The sequence below is a fragment of the Varibaculum sp. C0165D1 genome, assembly GCF_056590355.1.
The window spans coordinates 205,469-226,925 of record NZ_JBWPVY010000001.1 but is presented as its reverse complement, the minus strand read 5'-3'; the positions used below and the strand labels follow the sequence as shown (position 1 = coordinate 226,925).

General features: G+C 52.8%; 23 protein-coding genes. 16 read left to right on the top strand and 7 right to left on the bottom strand.

Annotation, left to right across the window (positions count from 1 at the left end):
- The first annotated feature begins 192 nt into the window (after positions 1 to 192).
- Positions 193 to 630 (top strand): hypothetical protein, encoded by a 438-nt coding sequence (locus AC1EKS_RS01030; RefSeq protein ID WP_481008414.1) that lies wholly within the window; start codon positions 193 to 195, stop codon positions 628 to 630.
- On the opposite strand, the gene AC1EKS_RS01025 is transcribed toward AC1EKS_RS01030, so the two are convergent.
- Positions 627 to 1,088, bottom strand: coding sequence for a tRNA (cytidine(34)-2'-O)-methyltransferase (locus AC1EKS_RS01025; RefSeq protein WP_481008413.1), 462 nt, complete (start codon positions 1,086 to 1,088; stop codon positions 627 to 629). The two genes, AC1EKS_RS01030 and AC1EKS_RS01025, sit on opposite strands and share 4 nt — an antisense overlap.
- Positions 1,089 to 1,294: 206 nt before the next feature.
- Between AC1EKS_RS01025 and AC1EKS_RS01020 the strand changes: the two genes are divergently transcribed.
- Entirely contained in the window at positions 1,295 to 1,828 is a 534-nt protein-coding gene (locus tag AC1EKS_RS01020) for a YbhB/YbcL family Raf kinase inhibitor-like protein (RefSeq protein ID WP_481008412.1), read from the top strand.
- 6 nt (positions 1,829 to 1,834) lie between these two features.
- Here the strand turns inward: AC1EKS_RS01020 and AC1EKS_RS01015 are convergent, their stop codons facing one another.
- On the bottom strand, positions 1,835 to 2,101 hold the full coding sequence (locus AC1EKS_RS01015; RefSeq protein ID WP_481008411.1) for a type II toxin-antitoxin system RelB/DinJ family antitoxin: 267 nt from the start codon (positions 2,099 to 2,101) through the stop codon (positions 1,835 to 1,837).
- A 94-nt stretch (positions 2,102 to 2,195) separates the two neighbouring features.
- Between AC1EKS_RS01015 and AC1EKS_RS01010 the strand changes: the two genes are divergently transcribed.
- The 6 genes from AC1EKS_RS01010 to AC1EKS_RS00985 all read left to right on the top strand — a co-directional run bounded on the left by AC1EKS_RS01010 (position 2,196) and on the right by AC1EKS_RS00985 (position 5,124).
- Entirely contained in the window at positions 2,196 to 2,333 is a 138-nt protein-coding gene (locus AC1EKS_RS01010) for a hypothetical protein (protein ID WP_481008410.1), read from the top strand.
- A 126-nt stretch (positions 2,334 to 2,459) separates the two neighbouring features.
- The gene (locus tag AC1EKS_RS01005) at positions 2,460 to 2,678 is read left to right on the top strand and encodes a hypothetical protein (RefSeq protein WP_481008409.1); all 219 of its coding nucleotides are present in this window, start codon (positions 2,460 to 2,462) and stop codon (positions 2,676 to 2,678) included.
- Positions 2,679 to 2,699: 21 nt separating this feature from the next.
- A complete protein-coding gene (locus tag AC1EKS_RS01000; protein WP_481008503.1) occupies positions 2,700 to 2,933 on the top strand; it encodes a type I restriction-modification system subunit M N-terminal domain-containing protein in 234 nt (77 codons plus the stop codon).
- Between the two features lie 32 nt (positions 2,934 to 2,965).
- Entirely contained in the window at positions 2,966 to 3,958 is a 993-nt protein-coding gene (locus AC1EKS_RS00995) for an N-6 DNA methylase (RefSeq protein ID WP_481008502.1), read from the top strand.
- A gap of 29 nt (positions 3,959 to 3,987) precedes the next feature.
- Positions 3,988 to 4,464, top strand: coding sequence for a hypothetical protein (locus tag AC1EKS_RS00990; protein ID WP_481008408.1), 477 nt, complete (start codon positions 3,988 to 3,990; stop codon positions 4,462 to 4,464).
- 357 nt (positions 4,465 to 4,821) lie between these two features.
- The gene (locus AC1EKS_RS00985; RefSeq protein ID WP_481008407.1) at positions 4,822 to 5,124 is read left to right on the top strand and encodes a type I restriction endonuclease subunit R, EcoR124 family; all 303 of its coding nucleotides are present in this window, start codon (positions 4,822 to 4,824) and stop codon (positions 5,122 to 5,124) included.
- Between the two features lie 259 nt (positions 5,125 to 5,383).
- On the opposite strand, the gene AC1EKS_RS00980 is transcribed toward AC1EKS_RS00985, so the two are convergent.
- The gene (locus AC1EKS_RS00980; protein ID WP_481008406.1) at positions 5,384 to 6,892 is read right to left on the bottom strand and encodes a hypothetical protein; all 1,509 of its coding nucleotides are present in this window, start codon (positions 6,890 to 6,892) and stop codon (positions 5,384 to 5,386) included.
- Positions 6,893 to 7,128: 236 nt separating this feature from the next.
- On the opposite strand from AC1EKS_RS00980, the gene AC1EKS_RS00975 reads away from it, so the two are divergent.
- Both AC1EKS_RS00975 and AC1EKS_RS00970 read left to right on the top strand, forming a co-directional pair.
- Positions 7,129 to 7,395: a hypothetical protein gene (locus tag AC1EKS_RS00975; protein ID WP_481008405.1), complete on the top strand. Its 267-nt coding sequence runs from the start codon at positions 7,129 to 7,131 to the stop codon at positions 7,393 to 7,395.
- Positions 7,396 to 7,425: 30 nt separating this feature from the next.
- Positions 7,426 to 8,502 carry an ADP-ribosylglycohydrolase family protein gene (locus AC1EKS_RS00970; protein WP_481008501.1) on the top strand — a complete coding sequence of 359 codons (1,077 nt, stop codon included), beginning with the start codon at positions 7,426 to 7,428 and terminating at the stop codon, positions 8,500 to 8,502.
- A gap of 117 nt (positions 8,503 to 8,619) precedes the next feature.
- Here the strand turns inward: AC1EKS_RS00970 and AC1EKS_RS00965 are convergent, their stop codons facing one another.
- On the bottom strand, positions 8,620 to 9,063 hold the full coding sequence (locus tag AC1EKS_RS00965; RefSeq protein ID WP_481008404.1) for a DUF3021 domain-containing protein: 444 nt from the start codon (positions 9,061 to 9,063) through the stop codon (positions 8,620 to 8,622).
- Between the two features lie 41 nt (positions 9,064 to 9,104).
- Positions 9,105 to 9,578, bottom strand: coding sequence for a LytTR family DNA-binding domain-containing protein (locus AC1EKS_RS00960; protein ID WP_481008403.1), 474 nt, complete (start codon positions 9,576 to 9,578; stop codon positions 9,105 to 9,107).
- A gap of 363 nt (positions 9,579 to 9,941) precedes the next feature.
- Here AC1EKS_RS00960 and AC1EKS_RS00955 point away from each other — a divergent pair, with 363 nt between their 5' ends.
- The 5 genes from AC1EKS_RS00955 (at position 9,942) to AC1EKS_RS00935 (ending at position 15,835) form a co-directional block, all read left to right on the top strand.
- Complete coding sequence (locus AC1EKS_RS00955; protein WP_481008402.1) at positions 9,942 to 10,223, top strand: type II toxin-antitoxin system RelB/DinJ family antitoxin; 282 nt, start codon at positions 9,942 to 9,944, stop codon at positions 10,221 to 10,223.
- Complete coding sequence (locus AC1EKS_RS00950; protein WP_481008401.1) at positions 10,223 to 10,501, top strand: type II toxin-antitoxin system YafQ family toxin; 279 nt, start codon at positions 10,223 to 10,225, stop codon at positions 10,499 to 10,501. The genes AC1EKS_RS00955 and AC1EKS_RS00950 overlap by 1 nt, the downstream gene beginning before the upstream one ends.
- Positions 10,502 to 10,606: 105 nt before the next feature.
- Entirely contained in the window at positions 10,607 to 11,092 is a 486-nt protein-coding gene (locus AC1EKS_RS00945; RefSeq protein ID WP_481008400.1) for a hypothetical protein, read from the top strand.
- Positions 11,093 to 11,192: 100 nt separating this feature from the next.
- Positions 11,193 to 12,767 carry a Y-family DNA polymerase gene (locus tag AC1EKS_RS00940; RefSeq protein ID WP_481008399.1) on the top strand — a complete coding sequence of 525 codons (1,575 nt, stop codon included), beginning with the start codon at positions 11,193 to 11,195 and terminating at the stop codon, positions 12,765 to 12,767.
- Positions 12,764 to 15,835 carry an error-prone DNA polymerase gene (locus AC1EKS_RS00935; RefSeq protein WP_481008397.1) on the top strand — a complete coding sequence of 1,024 codons (3,072 nt, stop codon included), beginning with the start codon at positions 12,764 to 12,766 and terminating at the stop codon, positions 15,833 to 15,835. The genes AC1EKS_RS00940 and AC1EKS_RS00935 overlap by 4 nt, the downstream gene beginning before the upstream one ends.
- 61 nt (positions 15,836 to 15,896) lie before the next feature.
- Here AC1EKS_RS00935 and pepN read toward each other — a convergent pair whose 3' ends face one another.
- Together pepN and AC1EKS_RS00925 are read right to left on the bottom strand one after the other, a co-directional pair.
- Entirely contained in the window at positions 15,897 to 18,455 is a 2,559-nt protein-coding gene (gene pepN, locus AC1EKS_RS00930) for an aminopeptidase N (RefSeq protein WP_481008396.1), read from the bottom strand.
- Between the two features lie 48 nt (positions 18,456 to 18,503).
- A complete protein-coding gene (locus AC1EKS_RS00925; RefSeq protein ID WP_481008395.1) occupies positions 18,504 to 20,483 on the bottom strand; it encodes a M13 family metallopeptidase in 1,980 nt (659 codons plus the stop codon).
- Positions 20,484 to 20,545: 62 nt separating this feature from the next.
- Here AC1EKS_RS00925 and AC1EKS_RS00920 point away from each other — a divergent pair, with 62 nt between their 5' ends.
- Positions 20,546 to 21,406 carry an Fpg/Nei family DNA glycosylase gene (locus AC1EKS_RS00920; protein ID WP_481008394.1) on the top strand — a complete coding sequence of 287 codons (861 nt, stop codon included), beginning with the start codon at positions 20,546 to 20,548 and terminating at the stop codon, positions 21,404 to 21,406.
- The last annotated feature ends 51 nt before the right edge of the window (positions 21,407 to 21,457 follow it).

The following is a 21,457-nucleotide window of genomic DNA, read 5'->3' as shown; positions in this document are numbered from 1 at the left end:
TCCAGACACCTGCACACATTCTTTCATTTTTGACCGCTAAGTGCACTCTGAATAATGCTATTTCTCAAGACGGCGAAGAAATGTGAAAGAGAATACAGTCAGTTTGAGGCTGAGCATGGGGGCGAGGAGCGATGCTTTCAGCTTGGGCGGGTACAATCTGAAAGATATTACGACGAAACTTCGGAGAAGATAGTGCCAGCATCTACACCCGCGCAAACCTCCCATAAGGATCCGCGCACCGCCTCTTGGGGGGTAGGGCGCATCTTCATGGCGGGTTTAGTGGTGTTCTCGGTGGTTGCGTTATTTCACGAGTTCTCAACCCTGCCGGCTGCTGGTTCAGCCGGATACGGGCTGGCAATGTTGTCGCTGGCGAATGTGGCGCACTGGATCGTGCTTGCGATCGCGGTCATTCATAATGGGCGGCGGATGCGCCTACTTGCCTGGGCGCTCAGCGGGATCGAAACTTTACTATTGGTGCTGTTTGCTTTGGTGTTTTCCGCTCCGCACCTGGAGCGGGCGCAACTGCTGTTTAGCTGGGGTCAAGAATACCTGTATTTTCCCGCGATTCTCACGGTGTTAACGGTTATCTGGCTGCTGGTTTCTTCTCCGCTGCGCGGCAGCGGCAACTAAACCAGATCGGGGTAAGAGTTTTGCCGCAGGGCTTCATAAAGGCCGATGGAAGCCGAAATCGTCAGGTTTAGGGAACGCAGATGCGGCACCATCGGGATCCGCACTAAGTCCGCTACCCGAGGATGCGCCATGACTTCTTCGGGTAGCCCGGTAGGTTCGGGGCCAAATAGCAGCCCGTCGTCCGGGCCGTAGGAGGCGTCTTGAAAGTGCAGCTTAGCGTGACCGGTAAAAGCATGGATTTTCCCAGGGATTTCGGCGAGGGCGTCCTCTAAGTTAGGGTGCACTTTCACGTGCGCGAGGTCGTGGTAGTCCAGGCCCGCGCGCTTTAGCTTAGTATCATCCATATCGAAACAAAGCGGTTCTACCAGGTGTAACAGGGTACCGGTGCAGGCGGATAAGCGGATAGCGGCTCCGGTATTTCCGGGGATGCGCGGCTCGAAATAGATCAAATGCAACACGTCCTCGATTCTAAAGCCTTTTCCGAGGGGCAAATAATCTCGCTAGCTATCCTCGGAACAAATTGAGGTAACTGGCATCGAAAACCGCTGCCGGTTAATACTAGGTAGTAGCTGTCTCGCAGAATCTAGCCGTCCGATTCTTCAGCTATGTTCTCCCTGTTCAAGTAATCTGGAATCGGTAAGACTCCCACGTTTTTGGAGGAATCATGGATCTTAACTCTCGCCCGCTGGCTCTCGATCCTTACGAGGCGCTGCCGGAACTTCCTACTTTCACTTTGACTTCTACCGATATGACTGCCGGGGGAGAGATGCCATCTGCGCAGATAGCGGCGGGGAAGAATCTATCCCCGCAACTTTCTTGGAGCGGTTTCCCCAAAGAAACCAAGTCTTTCCTGCTGACTTGTTTTGATCCCGATGCCCCTACGCCTTCCGGGTTCTGGCACTGGTTGATTACCGACATCCCGGCGGAGATGACTTCCTTGCCTACCGGTGCGGGCAGCAGCGACTTGGAGCTTGACGGCGCGGCCTTCCATTTGCGTAACGATGGGGGCGGCTGGTCATATATGGGGGCGGCTCCGCCGAAGGGGGATCGTCCTCACCGCTATATTTTTGCCCTTCACGCCCTGGATACGGAAACTTTGGAACTGGATGAGGACGCCTCGGCGGCGGCTGCTAACTTCCAGGCGCTGTTTCATTCCTTGGCACGCGCTACTTTAGAGGTTACCTACCAAAATAAGTAGGGCGCTTCAGTCAATCGGAGCTTCTTCGAAACTGCTGTAGCGTGGGTACTTTTCGGGGTGCGCCTTCATTTCCTCGTATTCCTGCAAGGCAGCCAGGGTCTGGGCATTGGGAATGTCGCGCGATATTTGGAACGGGATTGCCTGATCTCGCACGGTTTGCCGCAAGAATATGGTGACCGCAGTAGTTAGATCCATGCCCAGGTCTTTAAGCAAAAGCTGCGCGGAGCGCTTGAGTTCAGCGTCCAAATTGATGTTGGTACTAACTTTAGCCATCGTTACCCCTCCTGTTCTTACATAAATAGTAGAAACATTGCGATTAAAAATCAATGGTTATATGCGTACTATATGCGTAATACGCATATAATTATTGTTTTTTACGGTTCACGCCCTGGATACGGAAACTTTGGAACTGGATGAGGACGCCTCGGCCGCGGCTGCTAACTTCCAGGCCCTGTTTCATTCCTTGGCGCGCGCCACTTTAGAGGTTACCTACCAAAACAAGTAGGGGCGGAGGCATAAACGGAAAGGCGGCGGGGTAGCGGAGAGCCTTCAGTCAATCGGAGCTTCTTCGAAGCTGGTATGGCGCGGGAACTTTCTGGGGGCGTACGCGAAACGCGGTAAACTAAAGACCGTGTCTAAGCGTAAAAATACTATTGATGATTTTTTGGTTTGGGCGGGGATTATCCTGGTCGCGCTCTCAGCTATTTTGGATTTCTTTTTGCTTTTTACTGCTAACTATCTTAGAAACATGCTGTTTACCCTTCCGGTCTGGGCTTTAGGCTTTGCCTGTTTTGTGATAATCGGGAGTCGGGAAAAGAATAAAAAGACCCGCGGAAATTCGAAGCGCTAGCTAGGTTTTAGCTACTAAACTATTACTGGATTCTTCCCGGAGGAGATTCTACTAGTCGCATCGGATCAGCGCCCTGATTTACATCGAACGATTCGGCGGGCTGCCAATGATTTACGCGGTAGCGTAGATGGATGGGATTTCAAAGCCTACGTGTTGGGAATGTTGTTTTACCGTTTTATTTCCGAACACATTACCAACTGGGTAATAAGATACAGGCCGAGGGCGGGGAGGCGGATTTCAACTACGCCCAAATAAGTGGTGAGCAGGCAGAAACCGCCCGGGAATATATGGTTAATACCCTCGGGTTTTTCATTCCTCCCTCGGAATTGTTCCAAAACGTGCGCCGGGCCGCGCCTCGTGACCAAAATCTAAACGAGACTCTAGCGGCGGTGTTTGCCGATATTGAGGCTTCGGCTATTGGTTCATCCTCAGAAGATGACCTTAAAGGGCTATTCGATGACGTCAATACTAATAGCCCCCGTTTGGGGAACTCGATTGCGGAACGTAATGCCAAGCTGGTAAAACTGCTTGGCGCTATTGCTGACCTGGAGCTGGGTAACTATCAGGATGCCGATATTGATACTTTCGGTGATGCCTACGAATATTTGATGACCTTGTACGCCTCTTCGGCTGGAAAATCTGGAGGCGAATTCTTCACTCCCCAAGATGTTTCGGAACTGATAGCCCGGCTGACGGTGCTTGGTAAAACCCGGGTAGGCAGGGTTTATGATCTTTGTACCATAAAGATGGCCTTTGGCGCTCCCCTGGGTGGAGGAGTTCTCTTTGAACTGGTCAAGGATAAAAACCTGCACATTCAAAAACTGTTCTTTGAAGGAACCAGCTTTTTTGAAAACGCAGGACTTATCTCAAAAATGCTGGGGCATGTATTTCTGAGTAAACAAAAGAAAGCACGGCAAGATCCCCAAGTGGTGATCAGTCAGGTCGCCAAGCGCTATGGAAAGTACGCGAAGCTGCTGGTTGACACACTTGTTTCGATGGACAAGCAGAGCATCAGAAACATTGTGTACGATTGCGGGCACATCCGCTTGCCGCGCTTATTGGAAGATAGGCAGAAAGAGGTCATCTTTTCCTATGGGGACAAAGATCCGAATCTTGGACACGCAAAAAGAAGTATCAAGAAACATTATCCCAAAGCGGAAATAAAAATCTGGCAAGGCTATGGGCACTGCGAGGAGATGACGCAAAACACGGAGGCGTATCTGACGTTTGTAAAAGAATTTTTGGATTCGGATTTATGGAATGAGAAAGATAAAAGTTGATGGATATCCTACGAGCAATACTTGACGGCGTGGCGATCGCCGCAATTTTTAATGGGGCTGTCGCAAGCTTGGCACTGATCAATCCAAGATGGTTTTTGGACTCTTATCCAAAAGCCATTCAAAAGGCAGCTCCTTTACCAATGACAACGCAAGAGAAAAAGATAAATCTCATATTCACTATCGGCCTCGTTGGGATATGTTTTGTTTATTCGGTTGCGAGTCTTATGTATTCCCCAATTATTGGTTTTTGGAACTTGTTTTGGATGAGCTATATTCAGTGGAGCATCTTAAATGCAGGAGATTTTTTGCTGTTAGATTGTCTGTTATTTCAAGGAAAATATAAGAGCAAAATTGTTATTCCCGGCACTGAGGGGCACAAGGACTATGAATTTAAGAATTGGATGAAGCACTTGGCGATTTGGGAACATTTCTTGTTTGTACCCTTTTTGCTAGTACCAATCATATCAGTAATCCAGGCGTTCATTATTGGAGTGTTAGTCAGATAATTCGCAATCTGTAAACCTTTTAACGATTCTTCAAATAATTTAACGATTGCTCGCCAAGGGGTACGAAAAACGTAAACAGACACACCGGCAAGAGCCACAGAAAAGCCCCAAAATCATACAAAAACCGCCACGGAAAGCAGTGACGGAAGCTCCGCAGAAAGGCGAAAATCCCTGTAAATCAAGGGATTTCGAGGTTAAACACATGACTTACGCACCAGCGTTAAATTGTATCAAATACAGTGTCGGAATAGACCCCGCCTGCGGTTCTGGTTCTCTGCTGTTGAAATTCGCGAAGGTTCTAGGGCGCGAAAACGTGGAGGAAGGTTTCAGAATAAGCTGGATCTGATTGAGCGGTTCGTGGATTCAGTTTCTGCAACTAGCGGCGAGATAAATGAAGAGTGGAAAGCCTTCCTAACTGAACAAAAAGCTCTAGAGCTGGCCGGAATCGTAAAGGAAGAAAATCTGAAACAACCCGAAACTGAGAACTTTATTAACGCAATGTTTAGGCGGGGACATCTGGAAACTTCCGGATCAGATATTGACAAGATTTTGCCGCGAGGATCCTTGTTCGCTACCGGTGCTGATAGCCGGATTGAACGGAAGGGGCGGGTAATCGAAAAGCTGAAAGCCTTCTTCGATCGCTTTTACACTCTCGGATAGTTTCGTTTTGACCAGGTCCTACAAAGCGAAGCGTTGAGAGGCTTACAAAAAATAAATCGCATCCTCCGTGCGGAGGTAACTAGGATACGCGTCAGACTCGCTGGACGTTAGTAGCTAACGTCCAGCCCACAAGAGGTATCTGAGCTTATAACGCGGTTGCTACGATGCTAGTTAATCTTCGGATGAGGAGCATAAGGTCGTATAAAAAGATTTCGCCTCCCGGCATTAACCGGGAGGCGAAATATAGGTTGCTAGTTGGTTACTTGAACCTGCGGGCGGTTAGCACACCGCCTGCAAGGAGCAGTAGAGCGGAGATGCCGATTAGGGCAGTGACCTCAGCGCCAGTTGAAGCCAACTTCTTCATAGGCTGAGCCGGCTTGCATGCTGGGGACAATGCAGTATTGTGGCTGTCCCAGGTCCACTTAGTTTGGGCGTTTTCAGCTAGGGCGTAACCGTCCAGCGCGGAGGCCTTAACTTCTACCTTCGAGTTGTACGGGTAGATGTACTTGCCATCCTTGTTAGCATTCAGCTTAACGCCATTAGAAGTAACGGTGTAGGCAACGCCCTCGGTCTGCTTGATCGTCACGTAAGGTTCGACGGTGCAAGAAGCAGGATCATCCGCGGAAGGATTGATCAGCTTCGGAGCAACCGGAGTTGCTAGTTTGCACTGCTTAGGAGCAACATTGAACTCCCACTTGGTGTCGCCCTTAACTTGGATCTTGTCCGTGAAATCCTTCTTCAATAGGGCTGCTACCGAAACTTTGGTTCCCTCGGTAACAGTTTCGTAGTCAAAGTACTTGGACTCGGGAAGCTGAACCGTACCCTCAACGCCGCACTTATTTGCCTCTACTAGAGTGGGGGCCTTGGGAGTCATCGTGCGGATAGCTGAGCTTACCTTCACCGTCCAGCCTTTAGAGTCATTACCTTCAACGCTTTCAACGCGGAAGAGCTTAGCTTGTTCAGAATCGTCAATAGAAGCGGTCAACTGGTACCACCTGTAACGACCCGTGTAGCCAGAGAACATGTCCAGGCTATTACCAATTGAAGCACGAGTAATAGGGGTGTCTTGACGGTTCTTCGGATTGACTTCGGCAGAAGGCCTATGAGAAGCCCCGTCGGCGAAGACATACTTGTTTGCCGCCGGGTCGCCGGCCTTGGTTATAAGGGGCTCGTAAACTTTTTCGCCATTTTCTGTAACCTTGCCTTGCGACACTCCGACAGTGATTGTGGGCGCCTTGCCCTCGGGAATCTCACCTAGATAGGTTTCCCCATCCCACTCGCCTTTAACCAATTCAAACTTGAAATCGGTGTTGGCCTGCTGGTTCATGGCGAGACTTTTGACGCCAGCATGATAGCTAGTTCCAAAAGAGAACTGGCTAGGTCCCCACTTCCCGTCGCGATATTCGTAGCAGTCGCTAACACCGATCTTGTCGGCGTTCTTGTACTCTTTCTTGCTGGGGTTTAGGTTAAGAGGAATTACTTCATCGTGGCCAACGGTGAGTTGGAGTCTTGGCCACTCGTATCCAAGCGGATTGCCGGTTGGCTTGCCGTTTTTGAATTCGTAGACCCCACAATAAAACATCATGTTAACTTTGGTGCCTTCAAGCTTGGGGTCGTACCGTTTGACCTTATCGCTCCAAGTAACCTTGAAACTCTTAACGTTACTACCCTCATCTACGCTATTTGCTGCTGTAGCGGTAACAGCGCTTCCCAGTGTCAGGGCCGCCACGCCTGCAAAAGCAGCCGTGGTACGCAACCAATCCTTCATTATTCCTCCTGCTTGTAATGAGATATCCATAACGAGTGTATCAAGGAAATTCCCCTACCGGTACCCCTGTTACTGCTAGTCGGATTGAACGCAAAAAGCGGGTTATAGAAAAGCTGAAAACCTTCTTCGATCGCTTCCACACCCTCGGATAGATCTTTACCTGTAAAGACGGCAAAACTTAGCTATTCCGGAAACTTCCCGCCGCTTTGGGTGGGGCGGGTTTTAGGATTTTTAGTATGTATCATCCATCTTGGTGGCGAAAACTTTGGAAAGATTTGGGGTATAGAACCGGGTTTCGCCCAACCAGGATCCCGATTGCAGATCTTAGGGAGATTAAACGGTGGGCACAAACCCGGATTCCTCCGGAAAAACAAGACCGCCACTGTATCGATATTGAAGTTTTGAATCAGCACGTGGCGATAACGGAGTATCGTCCCCGTTTTTCGCAGCAAAAGACAAAGCTGCAGGGATCGCAAACCTTAGTTGATGTTTGGGTAGCCTAAAAAGCAAAAAGTGGCGCTAGCCAGGTCGAAATTATTGAGCGTGCAGATTGCAACCTTCACTACCATCCCGATCTGGACAAATGGAGTCTTTGTTATCGGTCTACGGATAGTAGAACCTGCACGCCCTATTTTTGGGGACCTTACGATCCCGGGTCACTGGCCAAAGCGTTAAAGACAATCGAGGTAGACAAAGCCAGAGATTGGTACGACAGCCTAGGCCATCCCGATTGGACGACGACCCCTCCGCCCACCCTAGAGCAGACGCGGTCGATACTGCTCGGGGCAGCAGTAGGGGAGGCCTACGGGGCGTCAGCAGCAGGTATTCCTACCGCTTCTTGGGGTGCAGATACTGCCAGGGCGGTAGCCATGATGGAGTGTTTTATCCGAAATAGCAGCGACTATTGCGAGTTATATCGCCCAAGAGACGTGGCAAAAAAGTTATTAGCCGCCTCAGAGGGTTTCCAGAGCGGACAGCCGGATCTGAAATCAGCAGACACTCGAGTACGTGACAACGAGGCGCTGCGGCGAACTTTTCCTCTATTGCTCCATATACTGAGTCTGTGGCTTGACCGGCGCATAATCTGCGATTGGGGCTGCGAATTAGTCTGCGAGGCTGCGGCATTAACTCACGCCACTGATGTCTCCCAGTTATCTTGCCTGTACTTTTGTGAATTCCTCCGGTTTATTCTCGCTGGTGAAAGTATTGAGCAGGCCTATCGAAAAACTTCGCAAATCCTTTTCCATTATTACCGGCTTGATGACTCGCAGTGGCAAAAAGCCATTTCTATGCATAAACGAATTTTGAGCCCCAACTTCTTAGCGCTAACGCCAGCAGACTTGCATCCCTCTAGCAAGGTGGTGGACACCCTAGAAATCGTCCTCTATTCACTTTTGCACACTATTTCTTTCCGCGAAGCCATCGAAACCGCTGTAAGTTTCGGGGGAGACAGCGCCGCCTACGCCGGCCTAACCGGGACAGTTGCGGGTGCTGTCTACGGAGAAAAGGCGATCCCTACTGAATGGTTAGCGAAACTGAAACGCCGCGACTACCTCGAAAAAGTAGCCGAACGCTTCCAACAAATAGATCACAGCTCCTATCTCGTGTAGACCGATAAGTGCGCTGCTTGTGGTCACGCCTAGCCGCTCGCTCTAGCAGCGTTCGGAAACAATATTTTCTGATTTTCCCGTTTACCCATTTGAGTAAACGGGAATCCTGGTGAGGCTTTATTGCAGTTTTTGGTTCATCTTTTTGACTTCGGCGCGACCCACTAGCCAATTGAACAGCCAAATCAGCAGATAGATAAGCACTATGGTTATGATTACCCCGAGCATATCGAAGCTAGAGCCCCACCATTTCAGGTAGCTGCCAGCTGCGATTCCGCAGATAAGGATGATTCCGAAATGCATTGCGGTATTGAGGGCTATTGGTCGGGTTTCGTTACGGTAAAGCAACCCCGCGAAGCTACCAATGATGCCGTAGGCTGCATAAATCAGCCGCTCAATTAGTGCTGCCACGTTTTCGTTTCCAAAACTGTTTAAGAATTCTGGAACCCCAGGCGAATAGCTGGAAGAGTAAAGAGAAGAAAAAATAAGTTCAATACTGGTGCCGATAGTGATCCCAATGCAAGCCCCTGCCAGGGTGAGACCAACTATTTTTTTAGTTTTCATGGTTTTTATCCTTCGTGTGATTTAAAGGTTTTCTGTGGGGGTTAGAGTCCGAGTTTGGATTTAAAAGCTGGAAGTTGCCGGCGGGAAACGTAATAGCGAGAGCCATCTTTTAGCTGCACACTGATAGTTCCCGAGAAAGAAAGATCAAGTTTCTTGATCGCGGTAATATTGACGATTTCTGATTGCGAAATACGTACGAAATCGTCTGTAGGTAGAGATTCTTCGAGTTCATACATGCGGGCTTTAATCCGCCAATCACCCTTACTGGTGTGGGCAAACACCGCTTTCTTTTTAGTAAAGAACGCGAGTATCGAACGCACTTCCAACACCGTGGCATCATTGCCGCTCGTCCCGATGAGGCGGCGAAGCGGGCGCTCGACTGCGGGGGAGGATGAGCTATCTAGGCTACCGGAAGCAAGCCTTTGAATCGCTTGCACCTCAGCATTGACCTCCCGCGCCGTTACCGTCACGATAGTTTCGGTTACGGTGGGATCAATCGTGAGCGTGAATTTCATTCCGTTCCGACTCCTTTCCTCTCGCACTTACCGGCGATAATCCGCAAACCAGGACGTTTGCGTATCTGGTACTTACAGTTAAAAGCCTCATCGCTGACAGTACAAATAATCTGAACTAAGCGGTATAAAACCCGCGCCAAGCGGGCAGATTTCGAGGCTCGCCCGCCCTCAAAGGTAGATTTTCTACCCTGAAAGTATCCCCAGAAAATGCCCGTGGTTACTGCTGCCCTAGGATCTTGCGTGCAGTCGTTGTGGCGAAGACGCTACCGGGTCTATCTGTAATTTCTAAATACTGCTTCTGTCATGAAAAGTATTGATTTATTCGTGCGTTTAGCATACTATGCACGTAAAAGGAGGTCTTTTATGGCTACAACAAATATCAGTATTCGTATGGATGCGGCCTTGAAAAAAGAGGCGGATCAGATGTTTGGCGAGATGGGAATGAACATTTCGACCGCGTTCAACATCTTCGTGCGGCAAGCTATCCGCGAGCGTGCCATTCCTTTCCAGATTCAACTAGGCAGCCCTAATAGGGAGACGATCGCCGCCATGCTAGAGGCGGAACAGATTGCCAAAGACCCCCGCATTCCCGGCTACGCAAGTGCCCGTGAAGCATTTGCTGCCGCTCTTAGCGAGGACGACTAGTGGCACACTATGCCATTAAGTACTCCTTGCAGTTTCGCAAACAACTCAAAGCTGCAAAAAAGCGGGGAAAAGACCTCGGAAAACTAGCGAGGATCGTTGACCTTCTGGCGAGCGATACTCCTTTACCGGAAAAATGTCGAGACCATGCGCTAACTGGCAACTGGGTAAAACATCGAGAGTGTCATATAGAACCAGACTGGTTGCTGATTTATTACAAGCAAAACGACATACTGGTGCTGTCCTTGGTTGCAACCGGAAGTCACGCGGATCTCTTTTAGGTTCTGAACTACTAATCTGCACCCCTCAAAGGTAGATTTTCTACCCCAAAAGCACTCCTGGGAAAAGGGGTGACAAATCGGAGGAGGCTCCCTATAATCGAACGTATGTTCGATAAGTTGGCTCAGTTGCAGCGCCTGGAAAAGGCGCGCCAGGTTCTGGCGATGCAGTCTCGCGCCCCAAAGCCGCTGGCTAGCGCTTATCAAAAAGTAGCGGGCGGAGCGCAGCTGCTAGAGATGGCCGCCGAAAAAATGGGGGAGAGCGGCTGGGCAGTATTCCTAGATTTCCCCGATCTAGGCTGGCAGCGCGCCTGGCAAATCGGGTTGGACTTAAGGCGGGTAATCACCGTTCCCTATACCGGCGGCAGCGCCCTGGCATGCGCGCAACTTTTCGTCCCCTGCGCGGCAGTCCTGGCTATCGGGATGGTAGATTACGGCCCGCAGCAGCAGCGGATTCTAACCGCGAAAGCACGCCGCTCCGGCTGCGTAATTCTGTCCGCGCCGGCCTGGGCAGGGGCTATCTCCCTAGAAGCTAACGCCCTGCCTGCTACGAGTTCCCTTGGGGCAGCAACCGCCATAAAGGTGAGTGCGTGATGGATACTCTATGCTCTGCAACCCCGCTACCGGCGTTATTGGGTTTATGTCTGGCGTTTCGTTTTCTCCTAGCTGTCCCGATTAAGGCGAGGAGGGCGCGATGAACGATAGATTACTAGCCCTCTATATCCCCGAGTGGCCAGCCCAAGCCGCCAAGCTCCCCCTAGATGAAGCAGTCGCGCTGTGTAGTGGCGGACGGGTGCAGGCAGTCACGGCTCCGGCGAGAGCCGCTGGAATCAGGCCGCAGATGCGACTAAAGCAAGCGCGGGTCCTCTGTCCCTCCCTCAAAGAAAAACCCTATTCACTGGCAGATGCGGAACTAGCGTTTCAACCGGTTATCGAGGCCGCAGCCCAGCAACTCTATTCCCCCAAATGTTGGTTTCCCGGGCTGGTGACCGCCACTTTAAGTCGCAGTCAGCGCCGCGCAGAATCCGCCCTGTCCGCAGAACTAACCGAAGAGTTAGCGCAGGTAGGGTTCGCGGTGCAGTTCGGGATCGCTCGGGGTACTTTGGCGGCGTGCCTAGCTGCCCGCGAACAGCTGCTGGTTTCTGATTCCCAGCTAATGCCGTTTCTTAGCGCAGAGCCCCTAAGTAGCCTGGGTTTTTTCTTGCGTCCGGGGATAAAAATAAGCGGATTCGATATCTCCGACCAGTACCTAACAAAAATGACAGACAGCCTAACCCACTTGGGAATCACCAGCTTGGGGCAACTGTGCGCCCTGGGACGCCCGGCGTTAATCCGGCGTTTCGGCACTCTGGGGGCGATTAGTTACGACTTAGCGAGCGGGGAAAACCTAGAGGGCACTGCCCGGGTGCAAACCGCGCCCGCTTCGCCCGGTCTCTACCAGTTCTTTACCCCGCCCGCCAGCTCCCTTACCCAGCTATTGTTGCCCGCCCGGGCGTTAGTGGTAGAAATGTATGCCCGCCTGCGCGCAAGCGGGCAGGTGTGCACCCAGGTGCAGTTTATTTGCCGTTGCGAAAACGGAAAAGTACTTAGCCGCAGCTGGAACTTGGGGGTAGACGTTAGCAGCAAAGACCTAGTAGAGAAGATAAAACACCAGTTAGAGACGGTTACGGTTGGAGGTGGCGGCAACGAAGCCCTAGGGGCGGTCTCCCAGATAGAGCTACATCCCTTAAAGACGGTAGATGCCCGCCAGGCGATGACCCCGCTTTGGGGACGAAACTCCGATCCTCCCCAGGAAGTAGATCAGGCAGCCCGCAGTGCCAGCTCTTTATTAGGTAAACGCGGGGTGCGCGTACCTCAATTAACCAGTGGATATGATCCCCGTTCGGTGATTGAACTGAAAACTTGGCAAGAGCGGGGGAGCCAAAAGCGGCCGCGCCCTAGAGTCGGGGCTCTAAGTGGGGTAGCACCAGAAATAGTTTTCATGCACCCCAAACCGGCTGGGATTATTGACAGTCAAGGACGGCAAATCCTACCTGGACGAGACGGCCAGCTAAAAGCCCCGGTCAAATGGGTGCAGGTAGCCGGACGCAAAATAGCGGTGAAAAAAACCGAAGGGCCCTGGCCGATAAACGGACAGTGGTGGCGCCCCGGAGTCCCCAGTCGTCTAGGTCCCCGGATTTTCCTGCGGGTTTACGGCGAAGAAGAAACCTTGCTGCTGGTTTTCCGCAAATCCTCCTGGTGGTTAGATGCCTGGGAGGGGCAAAAATGAGCGGCTATATCGAGTTGCATGCCCATTCGGCATATTCCTTCGCCGTGGGGGCCTGTTCGCCGCGCGAAATGGTACACGGGGCGAAAAAACTGGGGCTATCTGGTCTAGCGCTGCTAGATTATGACGGAGTTTACGGTTTGATGGAGGCGCGCGCCGCTGCCCGCAAAGCCGGCCTCGCTTTCTTGCCGGGGTGCGAATTTACTTTAGAGGACGAAACCCATCTGCCGGTTATCTGCCGCTCTGACCAGGGGTATTCTGCTTTAACTGGGGCGATCAGCGCCCATCATCTAGCTGCCGGCAGACGGGAAGCAGACCGGCAAAACCTAGATGCACTAGCTTCCTGGGCAAAAGGGCAATGGCTAGTATTAACCGGCACCCGCGCCGGGCCGCTGCGGCGCGTACTTTACCGCTCCGGAATCGCGGCGGCTGCTCGTTTCCTCGAGCAACTAAAAGAGATGTTTGGAGCAGAAAACATAGCGGTAGAGGCCGCCTTAGCCGGTTTTGATGGGGAAGATCGTCTAGCGGCGCAGCTAGATTACTTGGCACGTAAAACTAAGCTGCCGCTAGTAGCCACCAGCGCTGCCCGCTGTGCTGACCCCGCCAGTCAGCGCCTGGCAGACGTTATGACCGCCACCCGCCACCGCCTGCCTCTAGATAAAGTCCAAGACTTCCTCCCCGCCTCGCACGCCATGTTGCGCACCCCGGCGCAACTGCGCCACATCTACCAGCAAATTCCCCACGCCCTCGAAAATGCTGCCGCAATCGGAAAAGACCTGATTTTTGATTTTTCTACCCCGGTGCCGCACCTGCCTTTAGCTCGGGTGCCGCCCGGTTATAGTGCCGACTCCTACCTGGAGCAGCTTTCCTGGCAGGGAGCACGTAGCCGCTATGGGGATCCGGTGCCGGAAAAAGCGGCAGAGACAATTCGGCAAGAATTGAAAGTGATTTTCCAAAAAGGATTCTCCGGGTATTTCCTAATCGTGAAAGAAATAGTTGACTACTGTTTTTCCTCCGGTATCTATGTGCAAGGACGCGGATCCGCCGCCAACTCGGCGGTCTGTTACTGCCTGGGAATCACCGCGGTAGATGCAGTGCGCCACCAGATGCTATTCGACCGCTTTCTAACCCCAGACCGCAAAGATCTGCCCGATATTGACCTAGATATTGAATCTAATCAACGCGAAAAAGTACTTCAGCACGTCTACGCCAAATACGGACGGGAAAATGCCGCTCAAGTGGCTAATGTGATTACTTATCGCCCGCGAGCCGCGCTAAAAGACGCGGCCCGCGCCCTCGGATACGATGCCAAAACCGTCGCGAAATGGGCGCGGCTAGACCGGAACTCTTTACCGGAAAATGTACGAAATATAGCGGGGCAGCTACAAAAACTTCCGCGCCATCTGGGGATTCACTGTGGAGGCATGGTGCTTTCCGATAAGCCGCTTACCGAAGTAGCCGCAATTAACTGGGCAAATATGCCAGGGCGAACCGTGGTGCAATGGGATAAAGACAGCTGCGCCGAAGCCGGGTTAGTGAAAATCGATTTACTCTCCCTGGGGATGATGGGGGCGCTGCGTACTGCTTTTGAAACTTTAGAGGCGCGGGGCGAAAAATCGCCCTCCGGCGAGCCCTGGCGCCTGCATAACTTACCCCCGGAAGACCCGCGCGTCTACCAGCTATTACAGGCAGCCGACACCGTCGGGGTTTTCCAGGTAGAGTCCCGCGCCCAAATGTCCACTTTGCCGCGCCTGAAACCAAAATGCTTCTATGACCTGGTAGTCGAAGTGGCTTTGATTCGTCCCGGCCCGATTCAAGGGCAAGCAGTAAACCCTTATCTGGCACGCCGCTTAGGGCGAGAAAAAGTCACTTACCTGCATCCGCTATTAAAACCCGCCCTGGAACGCACCTTGGGGGTGCCACTTTTTCAAGAACAATTAATGCGGATAGCTAAAGATGCCGCCGGGTTTAACGGTTCCCAATCGGATAACCTGCGCCGAGCGATGGGACGCAAAAACCCGGGGGAGCACCTGGCCGACTTACGCGTCGAGTTTTTTCGGGGCATGGAAAAGAACCAGATCTCGCCGCCGGTACAAGAAAAAATCTGGGATCAAATGTCCGGTTTCGCCGAATTTGGTTTCCCGGAATCCCACGCTTTTTCCTTCGCCTACCTGGTCTATGCCTCCGCCTGGCTAAAAGCCTATTATCCTGCGGTTTTTTATGCCGCGATCCTCGCTAACCAGCCGATGGGATTTTATTCCCCGCAATCGTTAATCTCTGATGCCCGCCGTCACGGCCTGGAAATCTTACGCCCAGATGTGAACACCTCCCAGAAAGATTCGGTTCCCGGGGAGGGGCTGACCTCCCTAAACCTGGGGTTAGTGGAGATCCGCGGTATGCGCCCGGCATGGATAGAAAGCATCCTATCCGCCCGCGCCGCCGCACCCTTTAAAACCCTGGAGGACTTTACTTCCCGCGTATCTCTGCCCACTTCGGCGCTAGAACTTCTCTCTGGCTCTGGTGCGCTGTCTTCCCTGGGGATTACCCGCCGCGAAGGACTCTGGCGCGCGCCCCTATTATCTACCTCGCAAAACCGCTTTTACCAGCCGGAACTGCCGGGACTCGTCCTCGCCGAGGCGACGCCTAAGTTTGCGCCCTTAACCACCGGGGAACAAGTAAAATGGGACAGCTCTGCCCTGGGAATTAGCCTGTGGGGATACCCCACAAAACTAATGCGACCAGAGCTTACCCGGCGCGGAATTCTCCCTGCCAAGCAGCTGCATCCAGCTTTGGCGGGCAAACGTATCAGGTGCGCGGGGATAGTTACTCACCGCCAACGCCCGCACACCGCCAAAGGGGTAGTGTTTTTATCTTTAGAGGACGAAACCGGGCTAGTCAACGTGATTTGCCAAGTTGGTTGCTGGCAGCGTTACCGCCGCCTCGCCCTCAGTCAAAACGCTCTCATCGTGCGGGGAGTCCTGCAAGCTAAAGACGGAGCCCTAGCGCTACTGGCAGATAAAATTGAACCTTTGAATCTGCCGGTAGAAAGCAAATCCCGGGACTTTCGTTAGCGGCGGCCCGCCGTTTTTAGCCAGCTGCTCTCAAACTAGCCAACCGCCACTAACCAAAAACTTATTTACCGGTGCGAGCCCGCTTAGAGCGCCGCGCCCCATCGAGCTCTTCTAGTACCAGGCGGCGCAGTGCCTTATCGGCATCCGGGTTCTCCGCCAGCCAACGCTCAGTCCGCTCTACCAGGTCAAATCCTTCTCGGCTTTGCACGGCTAAGGGATAAAGCCCGCCCACCAGGGATTCTGCCATATGCATAGTGCGGGAGGACCAAATATCGTTGAGCGCCGCAAAATAGGGCTCGATAATATCGGCGGCATCAGCTGGCTGTAGCCAAAGCGAACGCGCGATTCCGGCTGTCAGGGCATCGATCTGCCCATTGGTGAGGGTCGTGTCGTCCAGCACTCGCTGCGCCCACTGCGCTTTATTTTTGCGACCCGGCATCGCGGCGCGCGCCAAGAAAGCGTTCTCCCGACCGGTAATCGTATCGTCGCTTTCCTCCATTTTACGGATCATATCTGCGTTGGCCTGGCCGTTAGCCGCCAGGGCAAAGAGCATATCCCAACGCAGATCGGTATCTACGCTGACGCCCTCGAGAACTTTTCCGTCCTCATACCAACCTTTGATTTCCGAAGCTTCTTTAGCTCCTGCAACATGCAAGAATGCCCGCACCAATTGACGCTGACGATCCGAGGCCGGTTCTGCTTCCTCCGCCAAGGCGAAAAGCGCCGGCGCTAGCAGGCGATGCGCACTGTCGGGATCGGCAGCATAATAAGCCAACGCGCCCTGGATATGCCGCAAAATTCCGTTCAAAACCGAAGAATTAGTTTCGTGTTTGAGCGCCCCCAAAGCCATCTCTAGATATTTCGAAGCACTCAAATCCCCGTCACGCACCATATCCCAGGCGGCACACATAATCACCGCGCGCGGCAAAGATTCCGCGAAATCACCAACCCGCGTGCGGATAACCTCCCAAGAATCAGCATCGAAACGAATCTTCGCATACGCCAAATCCTGGTCATTAAGCACATAAACGTCATGCTTGGTACCTACCAGACCGGGAACCGACGTGACCTCTCCTTGAACATCTACGCTAGCCCGGCGCGCCAACACCAGTTTCCCATTGGCATCAAAATCGTAGGCGCCTACGGTAGTAGCGTGCGGGCGCAAACTGGTGCCTTCCTGCGGCAAAGACTGGATAATGCTGAAGCTGGTAACTTTACCGCTCGGGTCGCGCTGAATCTGCGACTCCAGCTGGGTAATCCCCGCCTCTAACAGCCAAACCTGGCTCCACTCCTTCAAGTTGCGGCCACTGGCGTTCTCAAGTTCCCCTAAGAAATCCGCCAAAGTAGCATTGGAATATTCGTGGCTGGCGAAGTAGTTGCGCAACGCCATCAAGAAGTTATCTTCACCCACATAGGCCACCAATTGCCGCAGCACACACGCGCCCTTGGAATAGGTAATACCATCGAAGTTTACTTCCACATCCGCCAGGTCGGTTATCGGCGCCACAATCGGATGGGTAGTGGGCAGCTGATCACAGTTAACCCCCCACACTTTACGCATCGTGAACCCGGTCCAAGCGTCACTAAAACGAGTACCTTCCGCCATGCACCAATACGACATAAACTCGGCGAAAGATTCGTTTAGCCACAGGTCATCCCACCATTTCATAGTGACCAGATCCCCGAACCACATATGGGCAAGCTCATGCAAAATCGTATTTGTCAGTTGCTCCAGCTGGGCCCCCGAAGGCTTAGTGCGGAAAATATATTCATCCCGGAAAGTAATACAACCGGCGTTTTCCATCGCCCCCGCATTGTATTCGGGAACAAAAATCTGGTCATACTTAGTGAAGGGATAGGGGCGGGCGTAGCGGGACTCGTAAAAACGGAACCCCGCAACGGTTTGCTCCAGCACAAAATCTGCGTCTAAGTATTTAGCTAGCGATTGCCGACAGTAAACCCCCAAGGGAATAGTGCGCCCATCAATACTGGTAAGCACCGATTTAACGCTGTGGTAGGGGCCGGCCACTAGGGCAGTGATATAGCTGGAAAGCAAGGGGGTGCGCTCAAAACGGAAAACATGTTGCTTACTATCCCCGGCGCGCTCCACCTTCAAAGATTGCGGACGCGGAGTATCCATATTGGATAGCACCGTCCAGCTTTCCGGTACCGTCACCGAAAACTGATAGGTCGCCTTTAGATCGGGCTGTTCAAAACAGGCAAATACCCTTCGCGCATCCGGAACCTCAAACTGAGTGTAAACATAGGTGAGGCCATCGGCGGGATCCGTAAAGCGATGCGCGCCCTCACCAGTGTGCATATAGGCGCAGTTAGCCACCACTTCCAGGCGGTTTTCTGCCTGCAGGTCGCTAAGCTCAATCCGCCGGTCGCGGTAACAATCAGTACCCAAATCTTGGCCATTTAGCTTAATAGACAGCACTTCTGGGGCGATTAAGTCCACAAAAGTGCTCGCACCCTCCTCGGCTTCAAAATCGATCACCGTGCGGGAAGGGAAAGTATCTCCGCTTTCCGATAGCTCCACCTCGACGGTGTAAGCAACTTTCCCGATAACGCTCTTACGCTCTTGTGCCTCAATCTTTGTCAGATTAGTACCCGGCATAACCTCTCCTGTTTTTAGACCTATCCTAATGCTTGTTTTTAAGGGTTCCTATTCCCAGATCTTTACCCGTTCCTCCGGCTCCATCCAGAGCTGATCTGCGGGCGTGGTCTGGAAAGTATCGTGGAAAGCATCTAGGTTGCGAACTACCCCGTTACAGCGGAATTCGGCGGGGGAGTGGGGGTCAATCACCAGGCGTTGGCGAACCGCCTCGGGGCGAATCGCGGTGCGCCACACCCGCGCCCAAGAATAAAAGAACTCCGGGGCCAAGTCGCTTTCTTCCGGATGCGCCTGTTTCCAAGCTTTAAAAGCAATCGCCAAACCGCCCAGGTCTCCAATATTTTCCCCGATAGTGAGGGCGCCGTTAACGTGTACGTCCTCCCCGGGTAGTTCGCTGGGGCGGTAAACATCGTATTGGGCGATCAAAGACGCGGTGCGTTTAGTGAATTCTTCCCGGTCGGCCTCGGTCCACCACTCAGTAAGTTTGCCATCACCGTCATAGTGGGAGCCCTGATCATCGAAACCATGCCCGATTTCGTGGCCAATTACCGCGCCGATGCCCCCGAAGTTAGCGGCGTGCGAAGCCTCAGGATCAAAAAATGGGGGCTGCAGGATCGCGGCGGGAAATACGATTTCGTTCGTGAGCGGAGAATAGTAGGCGTTCACCGTTTGCGGGCTCATATGCCATTCTTCTCTATCCACCGGTTTTAAGATCCGCGCCAGCTGGAAGTCGGTTTCAAAAGCATTGGAAGCCCGAATCATATCTACCAGGGTGGCGCCGGGGTTAAAACGCAGGCCCGAGTCATCTCGCCACCTGCGGGGATACCCGATTTTGCAGGTGAACTTAGAAAGTTTTTCGAGGGCGCGCTCCCGGGTTTCTTCCCCCATCCAATCCAGCTTGCTAATCGCATCTTTATAGGCATCTAAAAGCCCGTCCACCAGTTTTTCCATCGCTGCGCGGTGCTCAGGTGGGAAATGATAGGCCACATAGGCGCGACCCAGTGCCTCGTCCAATACTGACTCCACGGTTCCTACGGCGCGTTTCCACAGCTTGGGGCGCTCGGGTGTCCCCGAAAGGGTAGTTCCGTAGAAGGAAAAACGCAGCTCTTGCAGCTTCGGATCCAGGTAGGGAGCAAAGGCCAAAACCACTTTCATCTGCAGATATTGCTTTAAGATAGCCAGGTCGGTGCCTGCCCACAGCCGGGCAAATCCTTCCTGGTAGGAAGGCATATAGAGGTTAATCGGGTCCGCGCCGGCCTCAAGCTGGACTCCCAAGCCTTCTGACCATGCGGAATAGTTAAATCCCTTATTTTCGCCGATAAACTGCTGAAAAGTGGTGGGGTTATTGGTGGCTTGCGCGTCGCGGCTACGCACCGCATCCCAGTGGTAGCCCGCTAACGCGGTTTCAAAATCAAACACTTGCCGGGCAAACTCGGTTTCGCTTCCGGCGGCAGTAATCCCACTTTCCAGGGCCATTTGCGCTAAAAATTCCCGGTATTTTTCCCGAATTTCGCGGTGTTCATCCTCACGGTAATAGGACTCGTCCGGCAACCCCAAGCCCGCCTGATAGAACTGACCGATATAGCGTTCGGGATTTTCGGCATCGATACTCACCAGGAAAGCTACCGGAGAATCGATTCCTTCTCTTTCCAACTCTCCAAGCACCTGGGCTAGCTCATCCCGATTCTGGCAGTTTCCCACTTTTTCTAGCAGGGGAGCGATCGGGGCGGTTCCCTGTGCCACTAACGCGTCTTGATCGAGATAAGCCTGAAAGAGTTGCCCTATCCGGCTGGCATCAAAATCCCAACGCTCACTGCTGGTTTCACCATCCTTAGGGCGCTCCAGGCTGCCGGCAGCCGCGTCCTCACAAAGAGTGCGACAGTGGGCCAGTGCGTCCTCTACCAGGTCGCGGAAAGCCCCATCAACAGCCCGGTCAGCTGGGATTTCATAGCTTTCTAGCCAGGCACCGTTGATATGGCGGTAGAGGTCATCTTGAATACGCGGGGCTTGCCCCAGGGAATTTTCGCTCATGCTTCAAGCCTAGATATTCCCGGCAGTTTGGCAAACGTAGCACCCTAGGCAACAATTGTCCTATGCCAGAGGGACATTCCATTCACCGTTTAGCCATTGCTTTTGCCGAGTTATCGAAACTGGGCACTGCGCGTGTATCTTCGCCCCAGGGACGTTTTGCAAAGGGTGCGGCCGCCCTCGATAACGCGAAAATTACTCGCTCCTGGGCCTGGGGAAAACATTTGTTCTTAGATTTTGATATTTCCCAGCCGGCGAGCTTGCACGTACATCTGGGGCTTTATGGTTCGTGGAAGTTCCAGGCGGGACCGGGAATAGTCCTGCCCGGGCATATTGGCGCCCCCCGGATGCCCGGAGAGCACCCCGGCGATACCTATAAAAATTTTTCTGGCCAGTTCCAGCCACTACCTCCCGGAGAAAACGTGCGGCTGCGTCTAGAGTTTTCCCGGGCAGTAGCTGATCTATCTGGCCCTAACCAGTGCGAACTGCTAGATAAAGAGGGTGTAGAGAAGATTCTTGCTCGCCTCGGGCCCGACCCCCTGATTGATTCTTGCACTGCTGAGGGTTTTATTGCCCGCGCTCGCAAAACTACTCGCCGGATTGGGGAAGTAGTAATGGATCAATCCTTTATTGCTGGCCCCGGCAATATCTATCGCGCCGAATGCCTATTTCGATGCGGGATTAACCCTAATCGGCAGGCCGCGAAAGTTTCGGTGAAACGTCTGCGCACGCTGTGGGAAGATTTGCGTTCCCAAATGCGCCGCGGCCTGAAAGAAGGCTTGATCTGCACTACTGACGATCCTTCCCAAGGGCGTTTTTGGGTTTACCAACGCTCCGGGGAAGCGTGTCGGCGCTGCGGGGGGATTATTCGCGACCAGATAGTGGCCGGCAGGCGCAGCTACTGGTGTCCTAAGTGCCAAAAGTAGGATACTTTTTCGCGGGAAAAGGCCCAAAAGCTGACGACTACTGTTGCCCGC